Below are 25,397 nucleotides of genomic sequence, written 5' to 3' on the forward strand. Positions count from 1 at the left end.
TCCCGCCCGTCATGAGTGGACGGGCGGGACGCCCATCCCACTTTCAAGAGTGGAAGTTATTTAATTCTCATTCCTAACTGCTTTTGTCAAGGCAGAGAGAGACTTTATGAGTTTGATGGGTTTTTTTGTAAAAGTTTGATACATTCTTCTAAGTAAACCTTGTGGCTATCGAGGAGAGAGTGTAAATGGCTTTTTGACCGAAAGCCTCCAGGATACCCGCCACGTGATTCATCCGTGCAGAAATAAAAAACCTGTATCCGATAAAGGATCCCCCGAATTTATCTCGCGCAAGTCAATACTTCAATTCTTTAATCTAAAATCTAAAATCTAAAATCGCGCCATCGATTGACTGCCCCATAATACGTTTGTTTACTCCGCTCATTGACAAGGGGGCAAAACGATGCGTTTTTTTGTTTAACCCCAAACATAGCCACATAAATCCCCAGACAATACATGATATTCATTCTGTAAAAATACCACTAAGTTGCCAGAAGTAATCTCAGCTCGATGAGTCTCCAACCAGCCTGTAATCTCCTGTTTCTTTTATCGTTTATGGGTCTGATTTAGGGTTGAGTTTGGGAGTATTTTTCACCTAATCCGTGCGCGGTTCGATCGCGAAAGTTTGAAGGGCGAGAGTGTTGAATTATTTGGTATGCTGTCGTGCATTTAAATTGTATATTCAGGGCGGGCGGGACGCCGAACCCCCTACTTCCCACACGAATTTATTTTTTTTGATATACAATTTAAATGCCGCCACAGCTTAGGTTTTTGAGAATAGTAAGCTGTGGAGCATTTAAACCACTAACGAGGCCAGTAGGGTGCGTCAGCTCTCGATCGCTTCCACCGGCAAGGGAAACGCGGAGGACGCTCCGCACCCTACAATACTATTTTAAATGCTCCACAGCTTATCAGAGCGCAATTAGAGCTGAAATGAGGAGCGATCGCACCAACCCGGTTTTATCAAAAAATCGGGTTTTTAGATGTGGCATTAATGGCGAGGCTTGGTGGCGATCGGCTGCCAATAATACCTGCAATTGACACAATCCTCGACGCGGGATCGTTGCCGATGGTAAAACTTGTGTTGGGAAAAAACTTGACATCAGCGGGTAATTGAAAGTAAAAATAAATAAAAGCAATAAAAGCAATGAGGCTTTATGTTTGATTCGCAATTTGATTCGCAATTTGATTCGCAATCGGCGATCGGCAAGTGTGGCATTGAGAAGTTGCTATACCCTAAAACAATTTATGCTAAAATACATCCGGTAATATACGGAGTATCTAGGATTTTTTCGCAATCTAAAATATAAAAGATAAAATCTAAAATGGCAACAGCTATTGTTGAGCTGGAAATCTCCAAACTCCCGCCAGAAATTACGGTTGATGAGCGTTACAGCAAAGCCTTGGTTTTAATTCGACTGCACGGAAAACCGATCGGTCAAGCTCTTTTGTCCGTAGTCGGAGGTGGCATTGGCGGTGACGAATTACGGGAAACACTGATGAAGGCTGCGGGGGACAACTTGTGGAAAAACTTGCTCTACGAGACTCTAGAATGGGATGAGCGGGGGTCGGTGGAGGTATTGCCGATCGCTACAGTAGCGGTTTGCACGCGCGATCGCCCGGAAGATTTGCGGCGCACTCTTGACGCGCTGATGCAGCTCCCAGACGAGGGTCAGGAATACTTAGTAATTGACAATTGCCCCAGCACGGACGCGACGAAGGAACTGGTCAAAAATTACCCACAAGCCCGCTATGTGCGCGAAGACTTACCAGGCTCCAGCGCTGCCCGTAACCGAGCTTTACGCGAAGCTAAACATGAATTCGTAGCGTTTACAGATGACGATGCGGCCCCCGATCCGAACTGGCTGCGATCGCTCTTGCGAAATTTCAGCGATCCGCGAGTGATGTGCGTCACGGGGCTGGTGATGCCCTTGGAACTGGAAACCGAAGCGCAAGAATGGTTCGAGCGCTACAGCCCCCACGGGCGGGGATTTGAGCGCCGAGTTGTTGATGGGGCGCACTGCAATCCTCTGATTGTGCATCTTGTGGGAGTTTCGGCGAGTATGGCTTTGCGGAAAAGTTCGATCGACTACATTGGGCTGTTTGACGAAGCTTTGGGGGCGGGAACGCCCACGGTGGGTGGCGAAGACTGTGAACTTTTTGCCCGCATTTTGCGCGCGGGCTACTGCATTGTCTACGAGCCGAGAGCATTGAGTTGGCACCGCCATCGGCGCACTTGGGAAGAATTGCGAAAAACGCTCCAAGGCTACGGCATCGGAGTCTATGCTTTCTGGACGCGGATGTTTGTAATCAACAGAGAATTCAGTGTGCCTCTATTAGCTTGGGGATGGCTGTGGTATAAGCAAATTCCTGAATTAATTGCTTCTTTGCGAAAGCAGCCGGATGCGGTTCCGAGGGATTTGCTGTGGGCTCAACTGCGGGGCTGCATTAGCGGGCCGATGGCTTATTTTGCTTCTAGGAAGTTGTTACAAAAAATGAAGGGGAGCAATGAATAGGGATTTGTAGATTATTTTTAACGGTCGATGAAGGGAGATGAAATGCAGATGAAGTTAATTGTTGTAATGTAAATATGGAAAATCTAACAGTTAGCATAATTATTCCTAGCCACAACCGAAGTTCTTCGCTGCGGCGGGCTTTGGATGCTTTGCACTTGCAGACTTATCCGATCGACCTGATCGAGGTTATTGTAGTGGCAGATAGCTGCATAGATAATACTTTGGCAATGCTACAAGACTATAAAGCTCGGTTTAAAGTGCAGGCGATCGAGGAAAATTGCCGGAGTGCTGCCATCGCCCGCAATACGGGAGCGGCTTCGGCTACGGGGCAATTGCTGCTGTTTCTCGACGACGATATCGAAGCGCTGCCGCCTTTGGTGGAAAGTCATGCGCGGGTTCACTCTTTGCGTCCGGGCTCGGCTGTCATGGGCCCCTATCCGCCTAAGTTGCATGGAGGAACTACATTGTTCGAGGTGGAAGTGCGATCGTGGTGGGAAGAGAAGTTTTATCAGATGAGTCAGCCCGGTCATCGATTTACTTATCTAGATTTGCTCAGCGGCAACCTTTCTTTGGATGCAGAACTGTTTGCTCGTCTCGATGGGTTTGATTCGGCTTTTGGGAACTGTGGCGGAGAAGATTATGAGTTTGGGATGCGTTTGCTGAAAGCTAATGTACCTTTTGTTGTGGCTGCTGAAGCAGTGGGCTATCATTACGAACACGAAACTAACAATCTCGATCGCTCTTTCGGCAGATTTCGTCAGGAAGGGCGATCGAATGTTTTGATCGGGTACCGACACCCGGAACTTAGACCGATACTGCCGATAGCAGTCTACGAAACTGCTGACTCGCTGGTGGATAAAATTGTGGTGGCGGTCACGTTTTTCTGGCCGGCTGCTGTGGATTGGCTGGCTGTGGGAGCCAGGAAATCTCTTGATTTACTCGAAAGCTTGGGGATGCGGGGAACTTGGCGGTGGTTGCGGGCAAAATTGCGCGCTTATTGGTATTTGCGGGGTGCTATTGATGAGTTGAAAAGTCGATCGGCTCTTTCTAGTTTTATGCAAGGTGAGCCTGCTGGTGCTGACTTGGGCAGACATGAAATTGAAATCGATTTGCAGGAAGGTTGGGAAGCAGCAGAACGAATCATTGACGAGAAAAAACCCGATGGCATTTACCTCAGTTACGGTGAACTGTCTGTCGGTCACGTCACTCCCAAATTCGGTGTAGAGCCACTGCGGGGCGCTCACTTGCGATCGATTCTGGCCCTTGACTTTGCCGAACCCCTGGCTCGGGCGATCGCGGTTAAGGGTATGCCCAAAAGTGCTGCTCATTCCGAGCCTAGCTTGGTTGACAACACCCTACTTCAAAATCTACAGTTGTTTACAGTATTGGAGAAAAAAAACCTGAAAACTTCTTCCTAGAAATGACATAATTAGATTATATAAAAAACAGAATATAGAGGTGTAATCAAGTCAGACATTAAGTGATAGAAAATAGTAATTTAGATATTAAAAGCCACAGAAAGTGACAAAGGTAATTATGACAATAAAATTGATCGAAGCAGATTTTTTAGAACCAATTTCTGACAAACAGACTCTGGTACAGACCCTGAATTTGGTTAAGATTCTGCCCTGGAATTTATCCGGGGGAGAACCTCAGATAGTTGCTGGGGGTGTGCTGTGAGAAATGCGGGAAAGGTAGCTTATATTCGCAAAATAACTCATTTCTTTGATTTGCTACGGGTATTGGTCGATCGCGAGATGAAATTACTTTACAAGCGATCGACCTTGGGGATTGCTTGGACTTTAATCAGTCCGCTGTTACAGTTGGCTGTATTTTCCTTTTTGTTTCGCTCTGTAGTACCCCTTAATATTCCAAAATTTTCTTCCTTTGCTTTCAGCGGCTTGTTAATCTGGAATTGGTCTCAAACGGTATTATTTAAATCAACGGCATTAATTACCAATCATAAGCCACTAATCAGGCAGCCAAATTTCCCGTCGGCAATTTTGCCGATAGTCACGACGACGACGGGGCTCATTCACTTTTTCTTAGCATTGCCGGTGTTACTTATCTTTCTGGCAATTGATGGCGCTCCTCTGAATGCAGTGCTCTTGTTGTTGCCGCTGCTGATGATTATTCAGTTTTTCCTGACAGTTAGTTTTGCTTATCCCCTTGCCGCTTTGAATGTCACTTTCCGCGACACTCAGCACACTTTGGGAGTAGTTTTGCAGATGCTGTTTTACCTGACTCCGATTTTCTACGACATCAGCAGCGTCCCCGAAAAATTTAAGATTTTTTATTACTTAAATCCAATGGTGCCCCTGATTGAAGCTTACCGCGCCATACTTCTTAAAGGTATGCAGCCGGATTGGTCTGCTCTGTTAATTTTGAGCTTGGCTGTGGCGGCTCTTTTACCCATCGGACTGGGAATTTTTAGACGGCAAAGCGCTCATTTTGTGGAGGAAGTGTAAATGCGTGAAGCAATTATTGTCAAAGGTTTGGGTAAGCGTTTTAACCGCTACTCTACCGCGAAACCTCATACGATTATGGAAGCCGCTTTGTCCGGTTGGTGGAAGCTGAAGCCGGAGGCGAGTTTTTGGGCGCTGCGGAATATAAATTTTACTGTTTCTCCTGGCGAAATGCTGGGAATTCTTGGAAAGAATGGCGCGGGAAAATCAACGCTGCTGCAAGTTGTAGGCGGTATTTGCAGGGCTGAGGAAGGTTCTATTAAAGTTAACGGCAGAATTGGCGGGTTGTTAGATTTGGGTGCGAGTTTTCACACGGATCTAACGGGCAGAGAAAACGTGTTTGTGGGCGCGGTGGTGGCCGGTTTGACTCGCCGGGAAGTGGCGCGCAGGTTTGACGATATTGTGGAATTTGCAGAGTTAAAACAGTTTATTGACAGCCCGACGCGGACTTATAGTACGGGGATGAAAATGCGGCTGGCTTTTTCGGTGGCGGTGCATACCGATCCAGAAGTGCTGTTAGTTGATGAACATTTGTCGGTTGGTGATGTGGCTTTTCAAACTAAATGTTTGAATAAGATAACTGAGTTTAAGAATCAAGGATGCGCGATTGTTTTGATTTCTCACACTGCGTCGCAAATTCAGAAAATGTGCGATCGGGCTTTGTGGCTGAAATCCGGTGAAATCGTCGCTTACGGGGAACCGGAAGTGGTAGTCGGTCAGTATTTGTCAGAAATGCGATCGTCCACAGAAAATAGCACTCCCCTGCGTGCTGCTGAAGCTACAAGTAGCGGTTCGCCACTGCGAGGTAATCAGAATCGCTTCGGTACTATGGAAGTAGAAATTACCGATGTCAAAGTGTCGCCAAATACGGAAATAGATAGCGGTGATGCTATTAGCATTGAAATTCATTATTCGGTGGCGCAGGAAATTTCTGCTGCTATTTTTGCCGTGACAATCAGCAGGGATGATGGTCAAAGTTGTTTTGAGACTAATACTAATCAAATGGGCAGACTGCTGCCGCTGGTGAAAGGGAAAGGCAAAATCCGGCTGCAAATAGATAGGCTGGATTTAGGAAACGGTCAGTATTACGTGAATGCTGGGGTTTACGAGGAAACTTTGGCTTACGCCTACGATTATCAGTGGCAGGTTTATCCGCTGTACGTGCGATCGACTGTAAACCAAAAAACGATTCTTTGTCCGCCGTACCGCTGGGAATTTGAGGGCAAAATGCCGCTTATGGATGTGGCCGAACCAGCCACGGCAACTTACGATTTGGATAAGAATAATCCAGGCTACGCCAAGATTTTGACTCAGTTGGAAAACAAGCAAAAACCTGACTTTTTAATAATTGGCGCTCAAAACTGTGGCACAGAATATCTATACAGCCATCTCGAAAATCACTTGCAAATTATCAAAGAAGGTTCTCGAGATATTCACTTTTTTGAATTAAATTTTGAGCGTGGTGTTGATTGGTACAGCAAGCAGTTGACACGGAGTGTAGCGAGTGAGAAGGTGATCCTGTGGGAGATGACTTCTTACTATATTTATCATCCTTTGGTGGCGGAGCGAGTTTACAAGTGTTTCCCGGATGTTAAGCTGATTGTAATGCTGGGAAACCCAGTAAAACGAGCGTGGATGCACTATCATTTAGAAGTGGCGCGAGGCACCGAAAAGTTGGATTTTGAAAAGGCGATCGCTTCTGAACCCGCTCGACTCAAAGGTGAGATTGAAAAAATCAAAGCAGATGAAAATTATTACAGTTTCAATCACCAGCATTATTCCTATTTGTCGCGGGGAATTTATGTAGAACAAATCAAAAATTGGCTCGACTATTTTCCGAGAGAACAGTTGCTAATTATCAAGAGCGAAGATTTTTACGCACATACAGGCAAAGTATTTTCCGAAGTATTGAAATTCCTGGATATTAGTGAAAATACAAGTAAAAAATATGAAATTAATCATGTCGATGAATACAGCCAAATGCCAGCGACAATAGAACAAGAATTGACTAATTATTTCAAACCTTACAATCAGGAACTTTCGGATTTATTGCATGAGGATTTTAGTTGGAGTTAGGAAAAAAGTTTTTAAATGCAGAGTGCCCAGAGACGAACATGAATCATACCTCTTTCTTCTCTTCCTCTGTGCCCTCTGCGCTCTCTGCGGTTCCTAAAAAAAAAATTAATTCACAAACCATCTATCAGCTAGAAAAATGAAACGGATATTTTTAGTAGGCTCTCCGAGAAGCGGCACAACCATGCTTCAAAGTTTATTAGCTGCTCACCCTGAAGTTATTTCTTTTCCTGAATCTAAGTTTTTTCACTATTTACTGTACAAGAAGTTTGCGGGAAAGTTGCCAGGTAGGATGGAAGCTTTTTTTAAGGATGAGATTAATCGGCCTGAACTTTTGCAAGGTTTTGATGATAGTCAAACTGTGGCAACTAAAGTTAGTTGGTTTGTCGGAGTTTTGGATGGTTTGGCGGCGGAACAAAACAAAAGTATTTGGTTGGAAAAAACGCCGGAACACATATATTTTATTGAGGACATACAGCGCTTTTTGCCGGATGCTAAATTTATACATATTTTGCGAAACAGTATGGATACAATAGCTTCTCTGCATGAGGCGACTAGGAATTCTCATGATTTGTGGGGGCCTGGTTGGGATTTAAACCACTGTATCCATCGCTGGAAGGAGGCGATGTTAATTAGTCACAAATATGCTAAAAATTCTAATCATATATTAGTCAAGTATGAGGAAATACTCGACAATAAAGTCAAAAAATTAGAAAAACTTTGTCAGTTTATGGAAATTGAGTATGATGATAAAATGCTGGAGTTTTATCAAGAAAAAGCTGCTCATCTCAGTTTAAATCTGCCTTGGCATCAAGGGATTGATAGAGAGGTTAAAAGTAATAAGGTTCACAAATATCATAAAATTTTTAATGACCAGGAAATTCGATATATTTTAGATAAGATTAAGCGAGTAAAGGGTGAAATTGCCTGGAAGTTGACGGTGGAAGTGAGCGAACCAATTTCCGATATTTGTAATCTTCCGCAAATATACGATCGCCTGTGCTGTACGATAAAACTAGAAGGAATTAAACTCGGTATTGTTGAATTGCCGATTTGCGATGGCATGGTTGCGGCTTCGGTGTTGGCGGATGCGGTTGCAGCCCAGTTTGCTTGGCAAATTCTCGATCGCTTCTTTCAACGCAATCGCTGCGAAAAAGGCAATAAATTGTGGGAAACTGTGCTGAAACCATTGCACCCTAAACATGACTGGACGCTATTTTTGCAAGAATTATGGGGGCGTCCCCATTGGAATTTGGAGGATTTCTACAATCATGAAATAGCTGAGGAAGTCCCAACAATTACCCTCGAAAAAGATTTGATTGCTGTAGAAGTTAGCGAGGAATTTGCTAATATAAAAGTTGAGCTTTCTGAAATAAACCTGCTGGTGAAAGTAGGCGGCGTTGCTGTCGGGATTGTCACTGTTGCGGTGGAAAATAATTTTGTTTCGGCTCAAAAATTGCGATCGACAATTAATCGAAATATGGGTTTTGAGTTGTGCGTCGCCGCCGTGCGAGAAGCTTTGCTGGGAAAACCACTCAACGGCAAGCAATGGCTACGATCGCGCTTAGCCTCTTGTGCTCAACAAAGGTCAAATTTGCCAGACAGTTTGAATGCACCGGGTGCTGGGGGCATTTACCCCCAAAATGCGGTGATCTTCGGCAGGCGATCGGGTGCGATCGGGACAAGTGTCAGCCGTCGCGCCTCACTCCCGGCGGCTGCGCTACAGGAAATCGAGTCAGCCGCAGCAATCGCGGGGGAACCGACAATGCAAATTCCCCAAGAAAACGAGTTCCCAAAGCAAGTATTTTACGCACCGGAAATCATTCGCTCAAAATCTTCTTATCAGGAAGTTTCTCACTCCGTGAAACCTCAAGTTTTGGACAACCATAGCGTTACACAAAGGCTGCCGATTCTCTCCTACCGCCGCATTTCTCCTGACAGTTTAGACGCAGTTAGCCCCCAGGTTTTGGAACAACAGTTGCAGTATCTCAAAGATCGCGGTTATTATAGTGCGAGTTGGGAAAATTGGCAAAGTGCGAAACGGGATAAAACTCCTTTACCCGGTAAAGCTGTATTGATGACTTTTGACGGCGGCTATCTCGACTTTTTCCAATATGCTTGGCCTCTGCTAAAACGCTTTGATTTTACAGCGACTGTTTTTCTCGTAGCTGAGTCAATAGGAAAGACAAATAGTTGGGAAAAAGCCGAATTTGAAGAAGTGCAGTTAATGGGATGGCCGGAAATTTTGCAACTGCAGAATGCAGGAATTGAATTCGGTTCTATGTCTGCTACTCATCAACCTTTGACGGCATTGTCGCCGACAGAAATTGTGCGGGAGGGGGCGAAATCCCGTGCTATCTTAGAACGGGGATTAGAGAAATCTGTTAAATGTTTTGCCTATCCTTACGGGGATGTCGATCCAATTGTAGCGCATTTAATTGGAGCGAGTGGATATACTTTTGGTGTATCATATAAATTAAATTATAGCAGTTTTGACGATAATTTAATGTCTCTGCCGCGCATTAAAGTTACAGGAGAAAAATTTTTATGGCAATTAGGTTTGTAGGGTGCGTCAGCCAGCGAGATTTTTCCCTCAACTAACAATTTTTCAACAGACGCACCTTACTTTTAAGTCAGTAGGCTGCGTCAGCCAGCGAGATTTTTCCCTCAACTAACAATTTTTCAACAGACGCACCTTACAAGTGAAATCGCTTAATCAATCCCTTGATTTTCCGCTGCAAATAACCGCCGAATCCTCTGGAAATTCTCTCAAATTTATAATAAAATAAAATATCCATCACCTCTTCAGTTTTCATATACTTTAAATAAGAAATCATTTTATCGGTTAGTTCATCATTAACATCATCGATATACTTTCTCACCGCCAACCTTTCTGAAATATTCCATTTCCGATCAAACTTGCGGTGCATTTGGGTCTCATAATCCCGAAAATCTGAGATTTTCCCCTGCAAATAGCTTTGAATATATTTCCCTGCGATTTGGGCACCATCCATCCCGTGTCTAATCCCTTCGCCGCCCAAAAAATTTACTGTCGAGACAGTATCGCCGATCGCAATTACATTATTTTCTTTCCAATAAATATCCTTCAAACCAGGACTGTACTTCAGCGTCGAACCATGTTTGTCAATAATTTTATAACTTTTAGACTTCAGATATTCATCAATCAGTAAATCAATATATTTTTTCAGCGGTGACAAATGCCTCACCGTTTTCGGGTCTAAAAAAATGCGACCCGCACCAACTTTCAGTCGGTTTTGTTCCATTGGGAATATCCAGGAATAACCCTTCGGCATCCATTTATCGCCCAAAAAGAAGATTAAATCACCGCTGTATTTATTGTAAACTTCTGGCTCTACTTCAATTAAATATTCAATTCCAGTTCCCGACAAAAAATTGGGCTTATCATTCTCTTTTTCGTACATAACCGCCCTAGCGAAGCCAGTAGCATCAACCAATACTTTCGTGCTAACTTGGATAAGTTTACCGTCGGATAACTGTTTAAATTCGACTATTGTTTCGCCGTTTTCTTGTGAGTGTCGAATGTAGCGATAACCAAGCCAAACTTCACCGCCAAATCGCTCAACTTCGCCAGCCAAAAATGCTCTAAATTTAGCAAAGTTGAGAACAACTCCCAAGCTTTCGGGAGACTCCCAAGTTTGACTGACTTTGCTAGTTTCAATAGTAAGTTTGTGCCAAAAACTGCCGATAACGGATTCAGGTAAATCGAATTTAGAGAGGGTTTCTAGAGGTGTAGCGGCGCTAGAAAAGTCATTTTTATTAAAATTGTCGTTTTGCTCTGCCAGCAAGACTTTGTGGCCGGATTGGGCTAGGATTCTCGCGCAGTGACCGCCTGCAGGGCCTGCTCCTACTATTACTATGTCAAAACTTTTTAAATTCATTTTGCTTTTAACTCGCTTCCAATGTCAAAACACCCGCCGAAATATCAACTACCAATCGCCGATTTTTCAACAACTGGCGGCCGATTAAAATTTCCGGTACTCCGGCACCCATTAGGGTAAAATCCCCCGGATTCATCCGTAATCTCGCTTTATTCAATTATTCAATTTCAAATCTAAAATCTAAAATCTAAAATCTAAAATCGATTGACTGTCCATTGCTAACCAGCCCGAAAAACCTGTATCTAGCAGGGCATCAACAGGTAATTCTAAGCCGTTATCAGCAATCAATTCAATTTCCAAAAATAGCTCATCCTCATCACCAAATGTTCCTTGAATCATATCGTGCCACACGCCCCTGTATTGTTGATGCGGAACATGAAGGGGATAGCATTTGGATGTTTCTGGCGACACATTTTGGTAGCCACCATATCATCTTTGTCGATAAAATAGTCTCCGCTGTCGGGTTCAACGGCCATGTACCAGTTGTAGTGGGTTTTAATCAATTCTGGTTTGAGGCGATCGAAAATTGGTTTGCAGCGCTGATAAAATGCTTCTCTTTCGGCTCGCCACTGGGCTTTTTTTTCTTCTGACCACTGAATTTCTGGGAACAGTCTTCCCCGCCGCACGGTACGATTTGGTTTTACGTTAGTCATTGTTTTTTCTCCCTTATCCTCAAATCTTCCTTCAATCATGCTGCTCTTTCACTGTCATAGATCGGAGCTAGAATGGTAAGGTGCGCTGCACCCTACCATTCTAGCTATTTACACGCTAACAGGAGACTGTTTGCGGCTGAATGTTGCTAAGATACGATCGCACATTTGCGACGGAGTTAATCCCAAACTGGCAAATGATTGTTCAGGCGTTGCATGATCTACCAATGTATCGGGTACACCCAACCGCATCAGGGGCACGAGGACATTATTGTCGAGCAAAGATTCGGCTACTGCTGAACCAAAGCCTCCCATCAAACAGCCTTCTTCCATTGTGACAACTTTGCCGATTCGCTGTGCTAAAGGCAAGATTAATTCGGTGTCCAAAGGCTTGACAAAACGCGCATTGATGACAGTTGCTTCAATACCGTGCTCGCTCAGAATCTGGGCGGTTTGCATTGCCGGATAAACCATTGAACCATAACCCAAAATCAGCACATCGTCGCCGTTGCGGAGAATTTCAGCTTTGCCGATCGGCAATTCTTCCCAACCTTCCTCCATCAAAGGCACGCCGTAACCGTTGCCGCGCGGGTAACGCATGGCGATCGGGCCACTGGTGTGGTTAATTCCCGTGACTACCATCCGCTGCAATTCTGCCTCATCTTTTGGTGCCATAACTACCATATTTGGCAGGCACCGCAAGAAAGAAATGTCGTACATTCCTTGGTGAGTTGGGCCGTCAGCACCGACAATGCCCGCGCGATCCAAACAGAAGAAAACTGGCAAATTTTGGATACAAACATCGTGAATTATTTGGTCGTATCCCCGCTGGACAAATGTCGAGTAAATTGCCACAACCGGGCGCATTCCTTCGCAGGCTAAACCAGCGGATAAAGTCACGGCGTGCTGTTCGGCAATCCCGACATCAATGTACTGTTTAGGCAGTTTTTCATGAAGTTTATCCAGACCAGTTCCGGTTGCCATAGCAGCGGTAATGCCGACAATTTTCGGATTATCTTCTGCTAGCTTGACTAGGGCGTGGGCAAAGACTTTCGAGTAAGCTGGAGGCTTTGGTTTAGTGGAGGGAATGCCTTTGCCTGTGGCTAAGTTAAAGGGATTTTGGGCGTGATATCCTACTTGGTCTTTTTCGGCGATCGCATATCCTTTGCCCTTCACCGTCACAACGTGAACTAGCACAGGCCCTTGGATAGTATGAGCTTGTTTGAAAGTGGTAATTAACTCTTCCAAATTGTGTCCATCTACCGGGCCCATGTAAGTAAAGCCCAATTCTTCAATTACTGCTCCAACTTTCGAGACAGCCAAGCGTTTCATCCCTTCTTTGAGGCGTTCCATTTCTGGAGTAAAAGTTTCGCCGACAAAGGGAATGTGTTTGAATTGTTCCTCTAAGTTATCTTTGAGAAACTGCACCGGTGGCGACAATCGCATCTTGTTCAAATAGCGGGTAATTGCGCCGACGTTGGGCGAGATTGACATCTCGTTGTCGTTGAGCACAACTAACAAATTGGTTTTCGGCATATGGCCCGCGTGGTTAATCGCTTCGAGTGCCATGCCCCCAGTCAAGGCGCCGTCGCCGATGACTGCTACAGTTTTAAAGTTTTCCCCCTTGAGGTCGCGCGCCATCGCCATCCCTAACGCTGCGGAAATGCTTGTGGAAGCGTGGCCGGCGCCGAAGTGGTCAAATTTGCTCTCGCAGCGCTTGAGATAGCCTGCAACGCCGTCTTTTTGGCGCAGGGTGTGAAATTGGTTGTAGCGGCCGGTTATCAATTTGTGAGGATAAGCTTGGTGGCCGACATCCCAAGTAACTTTGTCGCGATCGAGGTCGAGTGTTTGGTAGAGTGCTAAGGTCAGTTCGACTACACCCAATCCTGGGCCGAGGTGGCCGCCGCTAGCGGCTACAGTTTCTAAATGCTTTTCTCGAATTTGTCGGGCAATTTGTTCGAGTTGATGAATCGAGAGGCCGTGTAATTGGTTTGGGTGAGTCAGTTCGCTGAGATGCATATTTTAAAATCTTGCTCCTGTGAATCAGGACGAATCCTTAACAGATATAGGTTGTGCCTGCAACGTTGGGTACGCGCAAACGTTAGAATAGTTTAACGGTTATTTGAGAAAAACTGTTAGGCGTAACAATTTTGTTATTTCGGGTCTGGTAATTATAGTTAATAAATTGTGCGCCGTCAATCGATTTTAGATTTTAGATTTTAGATTTTAGATTTTAGATTTTAGAGGCGACCCCACGGATAAATGCGGGGGCAATAAGTGATTTTCGATTTTCGATTTGGGATTGATTTGCGCGAGATAAATCACGTGGCGGGTACCACATGAAGAAATTCGTGGTCAATATAAAAAAGCTTATGTTGTTAGTTCCTAATCGCTAATCGATTTTAGATTTTAGATTTTAGATTTTAGATTTTAGAGGCGACCCCACGGATAAATGCGGGGGCTCTTCTGATTTTCGATTTTCGATTGATTCCATGGATAAATCACGTGGCGGGTACCACATGAAGAAATTCGTGGTCAATATAAAAAAGCTTATGTTGTTATACCATTTATCTAAAGATGTGCTATGGATGAAGTCTTAGCCCCCCCGCGGGAGGGGGGGTTGGGGGGGGTAATATCTAGCGCTACTTTATGAAATTGGTATTAGTTCCTAATCGCTAATTGTTAGCTGCATGGAGATTCTTAAGCATTTTTAACTACTTTTTGTAGTGATGGCTGACTTTTTAGCCATCTTGTTTCTGCAAGCGGAATATGATACAAAATCATTAACTGTGATGGAGCATCTCATATTTGTAAAAACACTTCTTCTGGCTCCTTCCTTCTGCCTATTTCCTTATGCCTCAAATTAATTCAATAGACCTCTTGCAAAAATAATTAGGACGGGTTTTGGGGCCCATCCCACAAGCAAAAATAACTCTTGTGGGATGGGCCCCAGAGCCAGTCCCATCAATTGAGGAAAAGGATTTTTGCCACAGGTGTAATCTCCCTTACTCCGCTGATGGCAAAGGAGTTTCCGCTTCTTCGGGGGGCGGAATTTCCGCAGGAGTCGATTCCGGCGACGGCGAGAGACTCTCGCTATCGGGGGGCGGAATTTCCGCAGGAGTCGATTCGGGCGACGGCGAGGGACTCTCGGCCCCTGGCGAGGGAGTCTCCGAAGGAATCGGGGCAGGAGTTTCCGGCGGTGGGGGAACTTGTGCGGGTTCTGGCTGGGGGCTTTGGCGGCTTTGCACCCACAAACCTAAACCGCCGCCGGCTAATATCAGCCCCAACACCGCCAGTAGGGGCAGTGGCAGCTTGGATCGCTGTTTTTGAACGGGTTCCGGGGCGGGGGAAGTTTCGGGGTACAACAACTGTTTGGACGATTCTGAAAGCTGAGATTCTGGAATCCTCCCGGACTTCTGGAGGGACGCAGCGACGAGGGAAGGCGGCAGCGACACCGAGGCTGACACTGGCGCTGACGCCGGCGCTGACGCCACCGCCGGATCAAACAGTACCAATCTCTCCGGCGACATCCGACAGTGAGTGGCCACCACGGAGGTGTTGTCATAACCGTTTTTCTCGTTGGCGAGACGAATCCAAGACTGAACCGCAGCTTCCAAAGACATTTTGCCCTCAAGCACCTCTGGGCCGTAATTCTCCCAAGATTTCTCTACCCAGTCGTTGTCGCTCAAACCGTCGGAACACAGCAGCAGTAAGCCTTCCTCTTCGACAATAAATCGCTGAATCGTCGGGCGCAGGAAATCGGCATCCCGCGTTCCCAAAGCTTGAGTCAGGGCTCCTGCATCCGATCGCAGTTGAGTCTCCCAGTACAAACAATGTCCTAGCTGGACTTCCCTTGAGGCTACGTCGTCGTCCACAGTCAGCCGGTGACAGTAATTTCTGCCAATCCAATAAGCGCGGCTGTCTCCAACATTGACTAAATAAAGTTCGTGGCTGTTATTCGAGGGCAAATCCTCGGAATTTTTCACTTTTTGAGGCAACTGGAGGGCCATCACCAAAGTCGTCCCCATCCGCTGCCGCAACTCTTTTCCCTGCTCGTTATTTTGAGCAGAAATCACATTATTCACAACTCGGACTATTTCTTCGAGTTGCTTGATCACCATTGTTGGCGTCATCAACTCTTCTTGTTGAGCAATTTCTGCGAGCAAATTTTGGATTAAAGCTTTCAGGGATTGCACGGCTAATTGACTGGCAACTTCTCCTCCTTCGTGGCCTCCAACCCCGTCGCAAACCATTGTTAAGTAAGGAATTAATTTCTCGCCCCCTGAAGTTTTGCTAAATTGAAAATCAGCAGCAACCGGATAGCAACTGTCTTCATTTTGGGAGCGCTGTGGCCCGGTATCAGTCATGCCGACTACTTCTAAGTGTAGAGGCAATTGAGCGGCTTGTTCTAATAGTAAATCGTTTAGTTCCAGGGCGATCGCGTCGAAATTCATGCTGCTGCGGCGCATAAACTGACAAATCTCTCCGAGTTTCGACTGCACCTCGGGTTGCGCGGATTCCACCAAACCTGACCACACATCTCCCAAATCCCGCAGCGTCGGTACAAAATTGCCCCGGTGCAGTTCCAGCAGGCGTACCCGCCAACCTTCCACCCGCAAATTTTCCGGTACCAGCAAACTCGAAGCGACTCCCTGTTCCGATAGCGGCCCCCACAGTTGGAGCATTTGCCACAGCCAGTAAACTTGGCGCGCGCCGGTTGTCCCAGACCAAGCTTCTAAAATAGAAGGATACAGGCGACCGAAATTATTGATGGGCACATTTTCCAACAACAGCACCTCTGTCGCTTCGGGTGCTTCCCCCAGGGAACAATAACCGTATACTTCCGGCGTATGCAGCCGTTGGGGATACAAATGCAGGTAAGGCATAATCGTATCCGGCAGGTGTTCCGGGACGCTTGGAGGCAAAGCTGGGCGGCTGTCGAGCCAGATTTGCGGTGCAATGACAAAGTATCGATCGGCTATTACCTTACCCGCCGGCACTTCCTCGGCTGCTGGCCCCACCACCCACACATAGCGATAAATTAAATCCGTTTCGCACGCTGCACAGTGCTGGCGGCCAAAGGTATTGCGGGGATCTGGACAGCTAAGATTCGGGCAATAAATGGGTTCGGAGAAACTGCTGATCATATCGAAATAGTTTGTGTAAAAAGATTCTGAAGATATATGATTCGCCAGCCCAAATTCATGAGCTTGAGAATAAACTGATTTTAGGCCCTATCAATTTCTTAACTGCCTTTGGGCCCCTAGAAATTGTAGTTTCTGCCAGTCTGCACCGGCTAAAATTGTAATCTAAGTTACTAAACTCTGACTTGGAGTACGATGGAAGCCTCAACCTGGTACCGCTGCGCGAAAAATCGGTCTGAGGGCTTGCAAGTGGCAAACCCTTGCAGAGTCAGTTGTTTGCATTTCTTAAATCTTAAATTTCCAATCTAAGATCTAAATAGTATCACCTATTCTTTTTATGATCTTGACTCCGACGCTCCTTTGGCTGATAGCTGGGTCTTTGCTCTGTTTGGCAGAGCTATTTCTCCCGACTGCTTTTGTCGCTTTTATGATGGGACTGAGCGCCTTCGCCGTAGCTGGATGCTCTCTAGTTCTACCTTACGTTAATTTACAAATTTTCCTCTGGATGGTATTTTCGACCGTTTTTGTGCTGCTGTCTCGGCGGTTGATACCAAAAGGCACGGCAAGGGCGATCGCAGATTCTCAGGAAGCAAAAACTTTAACAGAAATTCCCCCCGGAGAAGCCGGCCGAGTCATTTATGAGGGGAATTCTTGGCAAGCTCGCTGCGAAGACACGAAGGCCACTATCCCCCCCAACCAAAACGTAATTGTCGTCGGACGGAAAGGCACTACTCTGATAGTTTTGCCAGAAAATTTATTGCATTCTTAAACAAAATGCGTAATTAATCACAGACAATTAGTAGTTAGTCATCAGTCTTTAGTCAAAATTTATAGGAGGCAACCGTGGAACAATTTTTTTTACTTGTATTTTTAGCACTTGGCGGCTCAGCCCTCGCAGGTTCCGTCAAGATTATCAATCAGGGAAATGAAGCGCTGGTGGAAACTTTAGGTAAATACAGTGGCAGGAGACTGGAACCCGGTTTGAATTTTGTCAAGCCGTTTCTCGATCGCGTCGTGTACGAGCAAACCATTCGGGAAAAAGTCTTAGATGTTCCCCCGCAAGCTTGTATTACCCGCGATAACGTTTCCATCACCGTTGATGCTGTGGTTTACTGGCGCATTGTAGACTTGGAAAAAGCTTGTTACAAAGTAGAAAATCTCCAGTCAGCAATGGTAAATATGGTGCTGACTCAAATTCGCGCCGAAATGGGTCAACTGGATCTCGAACAAACCTTTACTGCTCGTTCTCAAATTAATGAAATCTTGCTCAGAGATTTAGATATTGTTACCGATCCTTGGGGAGTAAAAGTAACGCGGGTAGAATTGCGCGATATTATCCCTTCTAAAACTGTACAGGAATCGATGGAATTGCAGATGGCAGCCGATCGACGCAAGCGGGCGCTAATTCTGACATCCGAGGGAGAACGCGAGTCAGCAGTTAACAGCGCCAAAGGTAAAGCAGAAGCGCAAGTTTTGGATGCAGAAGCGCGCCAAAAAGCGACTATTTTGGAAGCAGAAGCTCAACAAAAGGCGATCGTCCTGAAAGCTCAAGCAGAACGCCAAAGTCAGGTTTTGAAAGCTCAAGCTACTTCTGAGGCCTTGCAAATAATCGCCAAAACTCTGCAAAATGACCCCACCGCTCGCGAAGCTTTACAATTTTTGTTAGCTCAAAACTATCTGGATATGGGTCTAAAAATTGGCACCAGCGACAGCAGCAAGGTGATGTTTATGGACCCGCGCAGCATTCCCGCCACGCTCGAAGGAATGCGATCGATCGTTGGGGAAGGTAATAATAATGACGTGAACAAGTAGGGAGCATCTCATATTTGTAAAAACACTTTTTCTGGCCACTACGGTTCAGTTAAGCTCGATCCCCCCTAGCCCCCCTTAAAAAGGGGGGGACAAGAAATTACTCAAAGTCAACCCCTACTCCCCTTCTTAAGGGGGATTTAGGGGGATCTCGCCCGGAATAAATAGTTTTAACCCAAGCGTATTGTTCTTCTGGCTCCTTCCTTCTGACTCTTTCCTCCTGCGTCAAAACTCCAATTTTTGGCTTGGCTGCTTTCATTGAGAGGCTCCCCTTGGTATCTATTTAAACATCAATATTCAGGCAACTTATCTTCGCCCTTAACCTAATAACTCGACACATTTAAAACGATCGCCTCCCTATCTCCCAACACCAAACCATACTCCAAACCCTCAACAACCGCCTGATAAGAAGCATCCAAAATATTACCAGAAACCCCCACAGTCGTCCAGCGGTCTTGACCATTGCTAAACTCAGCCAAAACGCGAGTTTTAGCAGAAGTTCCCGCACATCCGTCCAGAATTCGCACCTTATAATCGGTTAAGTTAAAATCAGTAATTGCCGGATAAAAATTCCGCAAAGCCTTCCGCAAAGCCGCATCAAGTGCCGAAACAGGCCCGTTTCCTTCCGCGCATTCCAGAATATCTTGACCGTTAACAGTCACCTTCACGGTTGCTAAAGAATTAACTGTTTCCTCCCTACCTTTATCGCAGTGAACTTGAAAACCTTTGATTTCAAATAAACGCTTGCGCTTTCCCAAAGCCTCCCGCATTAACAATTCAAAAGAAGCTTCTGCACCCTCAAATTGATATCCCTGGCTTTCCAAATCTTTCAATTTTTCCAAAATTTGGCGGCAAGCAGGATTTTTGCGATCGAGATCCATGCCAAAAGTGCGCGCCTTCGCCAAAACATTGCTCAAACCCGCTTGATCCGAAATCACAATTCGCCGCCTGTTGCCAATTTTTTCCGGTTCCAAATGTTCGTAAGTTAACGGATTTTTCTCAACCGCCGATACATGAATTCCGCCTTTGTGAGCAAAAGCCGAAAGGCCTACAAAAGGAGCATGATCGTCGGGAGCAAGATTGACAATTTCACTAATCGAGCGACTTACTTGAGTTAATCTAACTAATTGCTCGTCTTCAATGCAATTCTGACCCAACTTTAGTTGAAAATTAGGAATTAAGGAACATAAATCGGCATTGCCGCAGCGTTCGCCGTAACCGTTTATAGTTCCCTGTACCATCGTCACTCCTTCTTGCACAGCAGCCAAAGCATTAGCAACCGCAACTCCAGAGTCGTTATGAGTGTGAATTCCCAGTTGAACTTGAGACTTTATCCCCCCCTTAATAAGGGGTTGAACTTGAGACTTTATCCCCCCCTTAATAAGGGGTTGAATTTGAGACTTTATCCCCCCCTTAATAAGGGGGGGTTGGGGGGGGTTAATTTCCGATTCAGAAATATCCCAACTTTCTATTATTTCTGCCACCTCGCGAACAACCTGACTGACTTCGTGAGGCAAAGTACCGCCGTTAGTATCGCAAAGCACCAGCCATTCTGCACCGGCAGCGGCGGCTACTTCTAAAGTTTTAATAGCATAATCTCGATTGTCTTTGTAGCCGTCAAACCAGTGTTCGGCATCGTAAATAACGCGCCTTCCCTGACTCCGAAAATATTCAATTGTATCTCGAATCATCGCCAGATTTTCTTCTAGCGTGGTCTTCAAACTTTCAATAACGTGCAAATCCCACGACTTGCCAAACAGCGTCACCCAGCGAGTACCGGCGGACAAAATAGCCTGCAACATTTCATCATTAGCTGCCGTAGTTCCCGGCCGCCTAGTCGAACAAAAAGCTACAACTTCTGCTTGAGTTAGGGGCTGTTCTTTGAGACGCCAAAAAAATTGTACGTCTTTAGGATTCGCCCCCGGCCAGCCGCCTTCAATAAAGGGAATTCCTAAACTGTCTAACTGTCGAGCAATTCGCAGTTTGTCTTCGAGAGATAAGGAGAGTCCCTCACACTGAGCACCGTCTCGCAGCGTGGTATCGTAGATCCAGAGCCGATTTGTCATGGGAAATTGCGATCGAGAAATTGGTAATATATCACTTACCATATTAGATGAATTTATTTGAATTTAATGCGATAATATATAGGAAAATTAACATAAATCTAACTGGGGTAAATTGCTGTGGTCAAGGTACAAGCGCAAGGAAAAACATTTGAGTGCGATCGCGGAGCCAATCTCCGTGAAGTTTTGCTCAAAAACGGCATCGATCTCTACAACGGCAATGCCAAAGTCATCAACTGCCACGGCCTCGGCACTTGCGGCACCTGCGCCGTCACCGTCGAGGGCGAAGTTTCCGAGCCCCAGTGGCGCGAAAAAGCCCGACTTTCGGTTCCTCCCCATTCTCCCGCCTCCAACCGCCGTTTGTCCTGCCAAACCAAGGTTTTAGGCGATATTAAGGTGACAAAATATGACGGTTTCTGGGGTCAGGGTTCTGAAACTGTCTGGAAACCCCAAGGATAGATTTTTTGTTAAGAAAGGCTGATAGGACGATCGCCTTGCCAGATAATCTGTAAGACTTGCATAATAATTCTAACTGTAAGGTGTGCTTAGCGCACCTTACCCTCCAGAAAGCCGAGAGGTCAATCGATTTTAGATTTTAGATTTTCGATTTTCGATTGAAGCATTGACTTGCGCGAGATAAATACGTTCGGCAAGTTTCTCGGATACACGTTTTTTTTTTATTTCTCCACGGATGAATCCGGGGGCTTGTATCCTAGATGCTTGATTGTCAAAAAGCTCAGACAGTCCATATAAAAGTTAATGAATTCATCTAAAGATATTCTGATTATTGGCGGCGGAATAATTGGCCTTTCGCTAGCAGTAGAACTGAAATTGCGAGGTGCATCTGTCGCGGTTCTCACCGCCGATTATAAACAACCGACTACCCGGGCTGCCGCTGGAATGCTTGCCCCGCAAGCCGAACGAATTCCCCCCAGTCCGATGCTAGATTTGTGCTTGCAAAGCCGCGCACTGTATCCCGCCTGGGTGGAACAGCTAGAAGACATTACCGGATTGAAAACGGGATATTGGCGATCGGGAATTCTCGCACCACTTTGTCAAAATGAGCCTCAAGAAAAGCCGCTTTTGGCCAACCTTAATTATCAATGGTTGGACAGAGATACTGTTCGCCAGCACCAGTTTGGATTAGGTCAAGAAGTAATTGGCGGTTGGTGGTATCCTGACGACGCTCAAGTAGACAACCGCGCTTTATTTCGGACGCTTCAGGCCGCAACTAAAGAATTGCAGATTGAGATTATTCAAGGCAGTGCAGAGGAAATCATTCGGCAGAAAAACCGAGTTTTTGGAGTGGAAACAACGGCAGGAAAATTACAAGCTGACCGTTATGTTTTGGCTGCGGGCCCTTGGTCTGAGAAATTATTGGATATTCCTGTTTTTCCAAGAAAGGGACAAATGCTGTCAGTATGTGTACCAGAAGATTGTGGAGTTATCCAGCCCCTGCAAACCGTTCTATTCGGGACGGGAATTTATATTGTGCCACGTCAAGATGGCAGAATTATTATTGGCGCAACTAGCGAAAATGTGGATTTCACGCCGGGAAATACGCCTGCGGGAATCCAAAGTTTGCTAGCAGGAGCGATTAAGTTATATCCCGAATTACAAAATTATCCGATTTTGGAGTTTTGGTGGGGATTTCGGCCGACTACGACCGATGAATTGCCGATTTTGGGTGCTAGTGCTTGGGAGAATTTGACATGGGCTACGGGGCATTACCGCAACGGCATTTTATTGGCTCCGGTGACGGCTAAATTGTTGGCTGATTTGATTGGGAATCAGAAATCAGATCCGTTATTGGCTGCTTTTCATTATTCGAGATTTCCTGAATCTTGGAAGGTTTAAAATGGTAAATAGTGAGATTTGTTGCTTTTTTTAAGACGAGGCAGAGCCGCATAACGAGAAACGAAAGTCAACCAAAAGGATATTTTTTGCTATAATCTAATCAGCACAATAGGGTTTTGTAAGTTATGACTTTCAGTGATGTGGTCGAGACGATCAAGAATCTTTCTACTGACGAAAAGCAAGAGCTTCAACTGTTGTTGAAGCAATATCTCCGGGAAGAACGTCGCGAAGAGATGTATCAAAACTTTAAGTCAGCGCAGATTGAACAACAAAAAGGTGAACTGAAATTTTTCGCTAACATCAATGAACTCCGAGTGACGAAAGAGTAATTTTCTACTTTACAGAAGACGGAAAAGCCGTGTTTGTAGATTTGGGAAGTCATCATGAAGTATATTAATCGACACAACAGTGGCTAAAGTACCGCTGTAAGTAGCGCGCCTAACCATTTTTTTGTAAGTCCTCAATTAGTTTGCATCCTGTTTTTTGGGTTGGTTTAATTCCCTGCATTTAGCGGCAGCCAAATCGTAAGCATTTTGGTAATCGCTACCGCCTAACATCAAATCGCCGTAATATTCATAAGGTTGATTGCCATAAATCGGCAGCGGGTCGTCTTCAGGATAATCTTCTTTTGATTCTTCTAGGATTGCTTTGAGTTTCTTGACGCTGAAGCGCTGGACTGGGAAGTAATGAATGTCTTGAGCGATGAAACCGAGATGGGGAAATGTTGGGTCAACAATTCGCTCGTCGAGTTCAATCCAGCTATACTCGATGGGTTTATATGGCACTCCGGGCACAGCTAAAAAGCCTTGAACATAAATTGCGCCCTCGGTGGCTAACGCTGCTTTACAGGCGTTGTCAAAGCAGTTTTTACGGTTGCTTTTGATGCGAGTCGCCATTTCAATAGAAAGCGCCTCATCTAATAGTTCGGTCATAATCCCTTCTAATCGCGTGTGCGATTAGATTGTAGCAAATCCGAGCTATCTCCGAGCACAAAAAACGCAGCCAATTGCGATCGTCCTTCAAATTCTCGTCTCAAGGAGTTGATCCAAAATCCTCTGCGCTTCTGGATGTTGTGTCAGCTTTGGTTTCCGGGGCGGGCGGTTTGTCGATCGCCCCTCTAGCCCGCCAATAAAAAGTTTTCGGGAGTAGCCCAAATTTTGAGCGTGCGATCGAGTTGGGCTACAACCCGGTACAATAAAGTGTGCCACAGACGATGCAAGCAAAAATAGTGGCATAAATTACTGAATAGCCTGCAACCAACCAATCATATTAATGCCTTCCGGTGCAGCGATTTGTTCGGCTGTTGACAGGCTTCACAGTTTTTTCTGTAAACAAAGCAGAGTTGTGATAACCTCATAAATGTGCAAAAATCGGTTCCAACAAAACTTTGGGAAGAAACGGGGAAAGTCCGGGGTAAATCCGCCGCTGTCCCGCAACTGTGATGCTAAGCGAAGCACTTATCCACACACCATAAACATACTGAATGAAAAGCGCGATCAAAAAGTCGGATTTTGTGCTAGCTCCTTATATGAAGAGCAACAACTTGAAAGCTAGTTGCCAAATACTCAATACAGTGGTTCCTTATATATGCTTATGGTTTTTAGCATTTAAAGCTGCTGCCATTTCTGTATTCCTTCTTCCGCCGATAATGGTGTTGATGACACTTTTTTCAGGACGTTGTTTCTCTTTGATGCACGATTGCGGACACTATTCTCTTTTTAGTTCCAAAAAAGTCAATCGCATTATGGGTTTCCTGCTAGGTATCATCAATGCGATTCCTCAGTACCCCTGGTCGAGGGGGCACGCTTATCACCACAAACATAATGGTAATTGGGATATGTACCGCGGCCCTTCGGCGTTGATATCCACCGAAAAATTTGCGGCGCTAAGTCCATTTAGTAAAAAGATGTATCAGTTACTCCGACACCCATTGATGCTGTTTCCCGGTGGTTTTTTCTATCTAATTATTAAACCAAGACTCGCACTGATATTGGGAACTACGGGTTTTATCCGACATATTTTTGCTTGTCTCAATCAAGATTTAGGCATGGGTTTATCTGCAATCATTGCTTCTTATAAATCCAAACATTGGTATACGACGGCTGAATTTTGGGATTTACTGTTCAACAATATTTGTGTTGTTGGTAGCTGGATTTATCTGAGCAACTTACTGGGGTTTGGCTTTTTCTGGAGTGTTTACTCAATTGTCATGACCTGTTCGGCGGCAATATTTATCTGTATTTTCTTTGTTCAGCATAATTTTGAGGGTTCCTACGCTCATAAAGCCGAAGGTTGGGACTATCTTCTGGGCGCAATTGAAGGCAGTAGTTACCTCAAATTACCGAGTATTCTCAATTGGTTTTCTGCTGATATTGCTTACCACAATATTCATCATCTCTCTGAGCGAATACCTAACTATAATCTTCGGGCTTGTCACAATGCTAATATTCACCTGCTTGCTAATTCAAAATCACTGACAATTCGCGATATTCCTGACTGCTTCCAATTCATTCTTTGGGATGCTGCTTCAGATAGTCTGCAATCGATTAAATTATTTCAGCAACAAGAAGAAATTCCCTTCAGTAATGTAGCTAATTAAAATCGGGGGGCAATAAATTTGGTGGATTCTTGCTCCCCAAAATCCTATGATTAGGGATGCAGCGAGTGGGAGAAATTTTAACAGTAACTTTCCTATAGCCATCCTCGCAGGAGTCGTAAATTTTTGACCCCACCCCCACCCTCCCCTTACTAAGGGGAGGGAGTAAGAAATTCACAAATGATTTAGGATTGCTATAGTTAAGTAGGTGGTTACAAATAAACATTAGATGGGTCTGGCGGGTTTAGCCGGGAGCTATGCTAGCAGCCAGTTTATTCTGACAAAACCCGCCCTCCTCGTGACCAGT

General features: G+C 45.3%; 20 protein-coding genes. 11 read left to right on the top strand and 9 right to left on the bottom strand.

The annotated features are described in order from the left end of the window. Nucleotides 1-1,322 precede the first annotated feature (1,322 nt). The 5 genes from QT973_RS20565 (at nucleotide 1,323) to QT973_RS20585 (ending at nucleotide 9,617) form a co-directional block, all read left to right on the top strand. Nucleotides 1,323-2,513 (top strand): glycosyltransferase, encoded by a 1,191-nt coding sequence (locus QT973_RS20565; RefSeq protein ID WP_333392074.1) that lies wholly within the window; start codon nucleotides 1,323-1,325, stop codon nucleotides 2,511-2,513. 74 nt (nucleotides 2,514-2,587) lie between these two features. Further along, entirely contained in the window at nucleotides 2,588-3,931 is a 1,344-nt protein-coding gene (locus tag QT973_RS20570; protein ID WP_333051453.1) for a glycosyltransferase, read from the top strand. A gap of 258 nt (nucleotides 3,932-4,189) precedes the next feature. Further along, on the top strand, nucleotides 4,190-4,981 hold the full coding sequence (locus tag QT973_RS20575) for an ABC transporter permease (RefSeq protein ID WP_333051451.1): 792 nt from the start codon (nucleotides 4,190-4,192) through the stop codon (nucleotides 4,979-4,981). After that, entirely contained in the window at nucleotides 4,982-7,054 is a 2,073-nt protein-coding gene (locus tag QT973_RS20580; RefSeq protein ID WP_333392076.1) for a Wzt carbohydrate-binding domain-containing protein, read from the top strand. Between the two features lie 136 nt (nucleotides 7,055-7,190). Next, nucleotides 7,191-9,617 carry a sulfotransferase gene (locus QT973_RS20585; RefSeq protein WP_333392077.1) on the top strand — a complete coding sequence of 809 codons (2,427 nt, stop codon included), beginning with the start codon at nucleotides 7,191-7,193 and terminating at the stop codon, nucleotides 9,615-9,617. 130 nt (nucleotides 9,618-9,747) lie between these two features. On the opposite strand, the gene QT973_RS20590 is transcribed toward QT973_RS20585, so the two are convergent. The 6 genes from QT973_RS20590 to QT973_RS20615 all read right to left on the bottom strand — a co-directional run bounded on the left by QT973_RS20590 (nucleotide 9,748) and on the right by QT973_RS20615 (nucleotide 16,768). Beyond that, nucleotides 9,748-10,971 carry an NAD(P)/FAD-dependent oxidoreductase gene (locus tag QT973_RS20590; RefSeq protein WP_333262442.1) on the bottom strand — a complete coding sequence of 408 codons (1,224 nt, stop codon included), beginning with the start codon at nucleotides 10,969-10,971 and terminating at the stop codon, nucleotides 9,748-9,750. A 7-nt stretch (nucleotides 10,972-10,978) separates the two neighbouring features. Next, nucleotides 10,979-11,128, bottom strand: coding sequence for a hypothetical protein (locus QT973_RS20595; protein WP_333051445.1), 150 nt, complete (start codon nucleotides 11,126-11,128; stop codon nucleotides 10,979-10,981). Nucleotides 11,129-11,151: 23 nt separating this feature from the next. After that, a complete protein-coding gene (locus QT973_RS20600; protein ID WP_333212694.1) occupies nucleotides 11,152-11,310 on the bottom strand; it encodes a hypothetical protein in 159 nt (52 codons plus the stop codon). Further along, nucleotides 11,307-11,624, bottom strand: a complete 318-nt coding sequence (locus QT973_RS20605) for a hypothetical protein (RefSeq protein ID WP_333051443.1) — start codon at nucleotides 11,622-11,624, stop codon at nucleotides 11,307-11,309. Before QT973_RS20605 ends, QT973_RS20600 begins: the two co-directional genes overlap by 4 nt. 108 nt (nucleotides 11,625-11,732) lie before the next feature. Beyond that, complete coding sequence (gene dxs, locus QT973_RS20610) at nucleotides 11,733-13,640, bottom strand: 1-deoxy-D-xylulose-5-phosphate synthase (protein WP_333051441.1); 1,908 nt, start codon at nucleotides 13,638-13,640, stop codon at nucleotides 11,733-11,735. Nucleotides 13,641-14,626: 986 nt separating this feature from the next. Further along, nucleotides 14,627-16,768: a protein phosphatase 2C domain-containing protein gene (locus QT973_RS20615; protein ID WP_333392079.1), complete on the bottom strand. Its 2,142-nt coding sequence runs from the start codon at nucleotides 16,766-16,768 to the stop codon at nucleotides 14,627-14,629. Nucleotides 16,769-17,102: 334 nt separating this feature from the next. On the opposite strand from QT973_RS20615, the gene QT973_RS20620 reads away from it, so the two are divergent. After that, nucleotides 17,103-17,534 (top strand): NfeD family protein, encoded by a 432-nt coding sequence (locus QT973_RS20620; protein WP_333051437.1) that lies wholly within the window; start codon nucleotides 17,103-17,105, stop codon nucleotides 17,532-17,534. A 74-nt stretch (nucleotides 17,535-17,608) separates the two neighbouring features. Continuing rightward, nucleotides 17,609-18,577, top strand: a complete 969-nt coding sequence (locus QT973_RS20625) for an SPFH domain-containing protein (protein ID WP_333392081.1) — start codon at nucleotides 17,609-17,611, stop codon at nucleotides 18,575-18,577. Between the two features lie 97 nt (nucleotides 18,578-18,674). Here QT973_RS20625 and QT973_RS20630 read toward each other — a convergent pair whose 3' ends face one another. Both QT973_RS20630 and cimA read right to left on the bottom strand, forming a co-directional pair. Next, on the bottom strand, nucleotides 18,675-18,833 hold the full coding sequence (locus tag QT973_RS20630; RefSeq protein WP_333051433.1) for a hypothetical protein: 159 nt from the start codon (nucleotides 18,831-18,833) through the stop codon (nucleotides 18,675-18,677). Between the two features lie 64 nt (nucleotides 18,834-18,897). After that, nucleotides 18,898-20,682: a citramalate synthase gene (cimA, locus tag QT973_RS20635; RefSeq protein WP_445243117.1), complete on the bottom strand. Its 1,785-nt coding sequence runs from the start codon at nucleotides 20,680-20,682 to the stop codon at nucleotides 18,898-18,900. Between the two features lie 75 nt (nucleotides 20,683-20,757). Here cimA and QT973_RS20640 point away from each other — a divergent pair, with 75 nt between their 5' ends. The 3 genes from QT973_RS20640 (at nucleotide 20,758) to QT973_RS20650 (ending at nucleotide 22,823) form a co-directional block, all read left to right on the top strand. Continuing rightward, nucleotides 20,758-21,096 carry a 2Fe-2S iron-sulfur cluster-binding protein gene (locus QT973_RS20640; RefSeq protein WP_333051432.1) on the top strand — a complete coding sequence of 113 codons (339 nt, stop codon included), beginning with the start codon at nucleotides 20,758-20,760 and terminating at the stop codon, nucleotides 21,094-21,096. Between the two features lie 300 nt (nucleotides 21,097-21,396). Beyond that, entirely contained in the window at nucleotides 21,397-22,494 is a 1,098-nt protein-coding gene (gene thiO, locus QT973_RS20645; protein ID WP_333232783.1) for a glycine oxidase ThiO, read from the top strand. A gap of 125 nt (nucleotides 22,495-22,619) precedes the next feature. Continuing rightward, a complete protein-coding gene (locus QT973_RS20650; RefSeq protein WP_333210962.1) occupies nucleotides 22,620-22,823 on the top strand; it encodes a hypothetical protein in 204 nt (67 codons plus the stop codon). A 135-nt stretch (nucleotides 22,824-22,958) separates the two neighbouring features. On the opposite strand, the gene QT973_RS20655 is transcribed toward QT973_RS20650, so the two are convergent. After that, nucleotides 22,959-23,426, bottom strand: a complete 468-nt coding sequence (locus QT973_RS20655) for a hypothetical protein (RefSeq protein WP_333051426.1) — start codon at nucleotides 23,424-23,426, stop codon at nucleotides 22,959-22,961. Nucleotides 23,427-23,977: 551 nt separating this feature from the next. Between QT973_RS20655 and QT973_RS20660 the strand changes: the two genes are divergently transcribed. Further along, nucleotides 23,978-25,093, top strand: a complete 1,116-nt coding sequence (locus QT973_RS20660) for a fatty acid desaturase (protein WP_333298326.1) — start codon at nucleotides 23,978-23,980, stop codon at nucleotides 25,091-25,093. Nucleotides 25,094-25,397 lie beyond the last annotated feature (304 nt).

The sequence above is a fragment of the Microcoleus sp. Z1_A1 genome (assembly GCF_036700305.1).
Lineage (GTDB): Bacteria > Cyanobacteriota > Cyanobacteriia > Cyanobacteriales > Microcoleaceae > Microcoleus.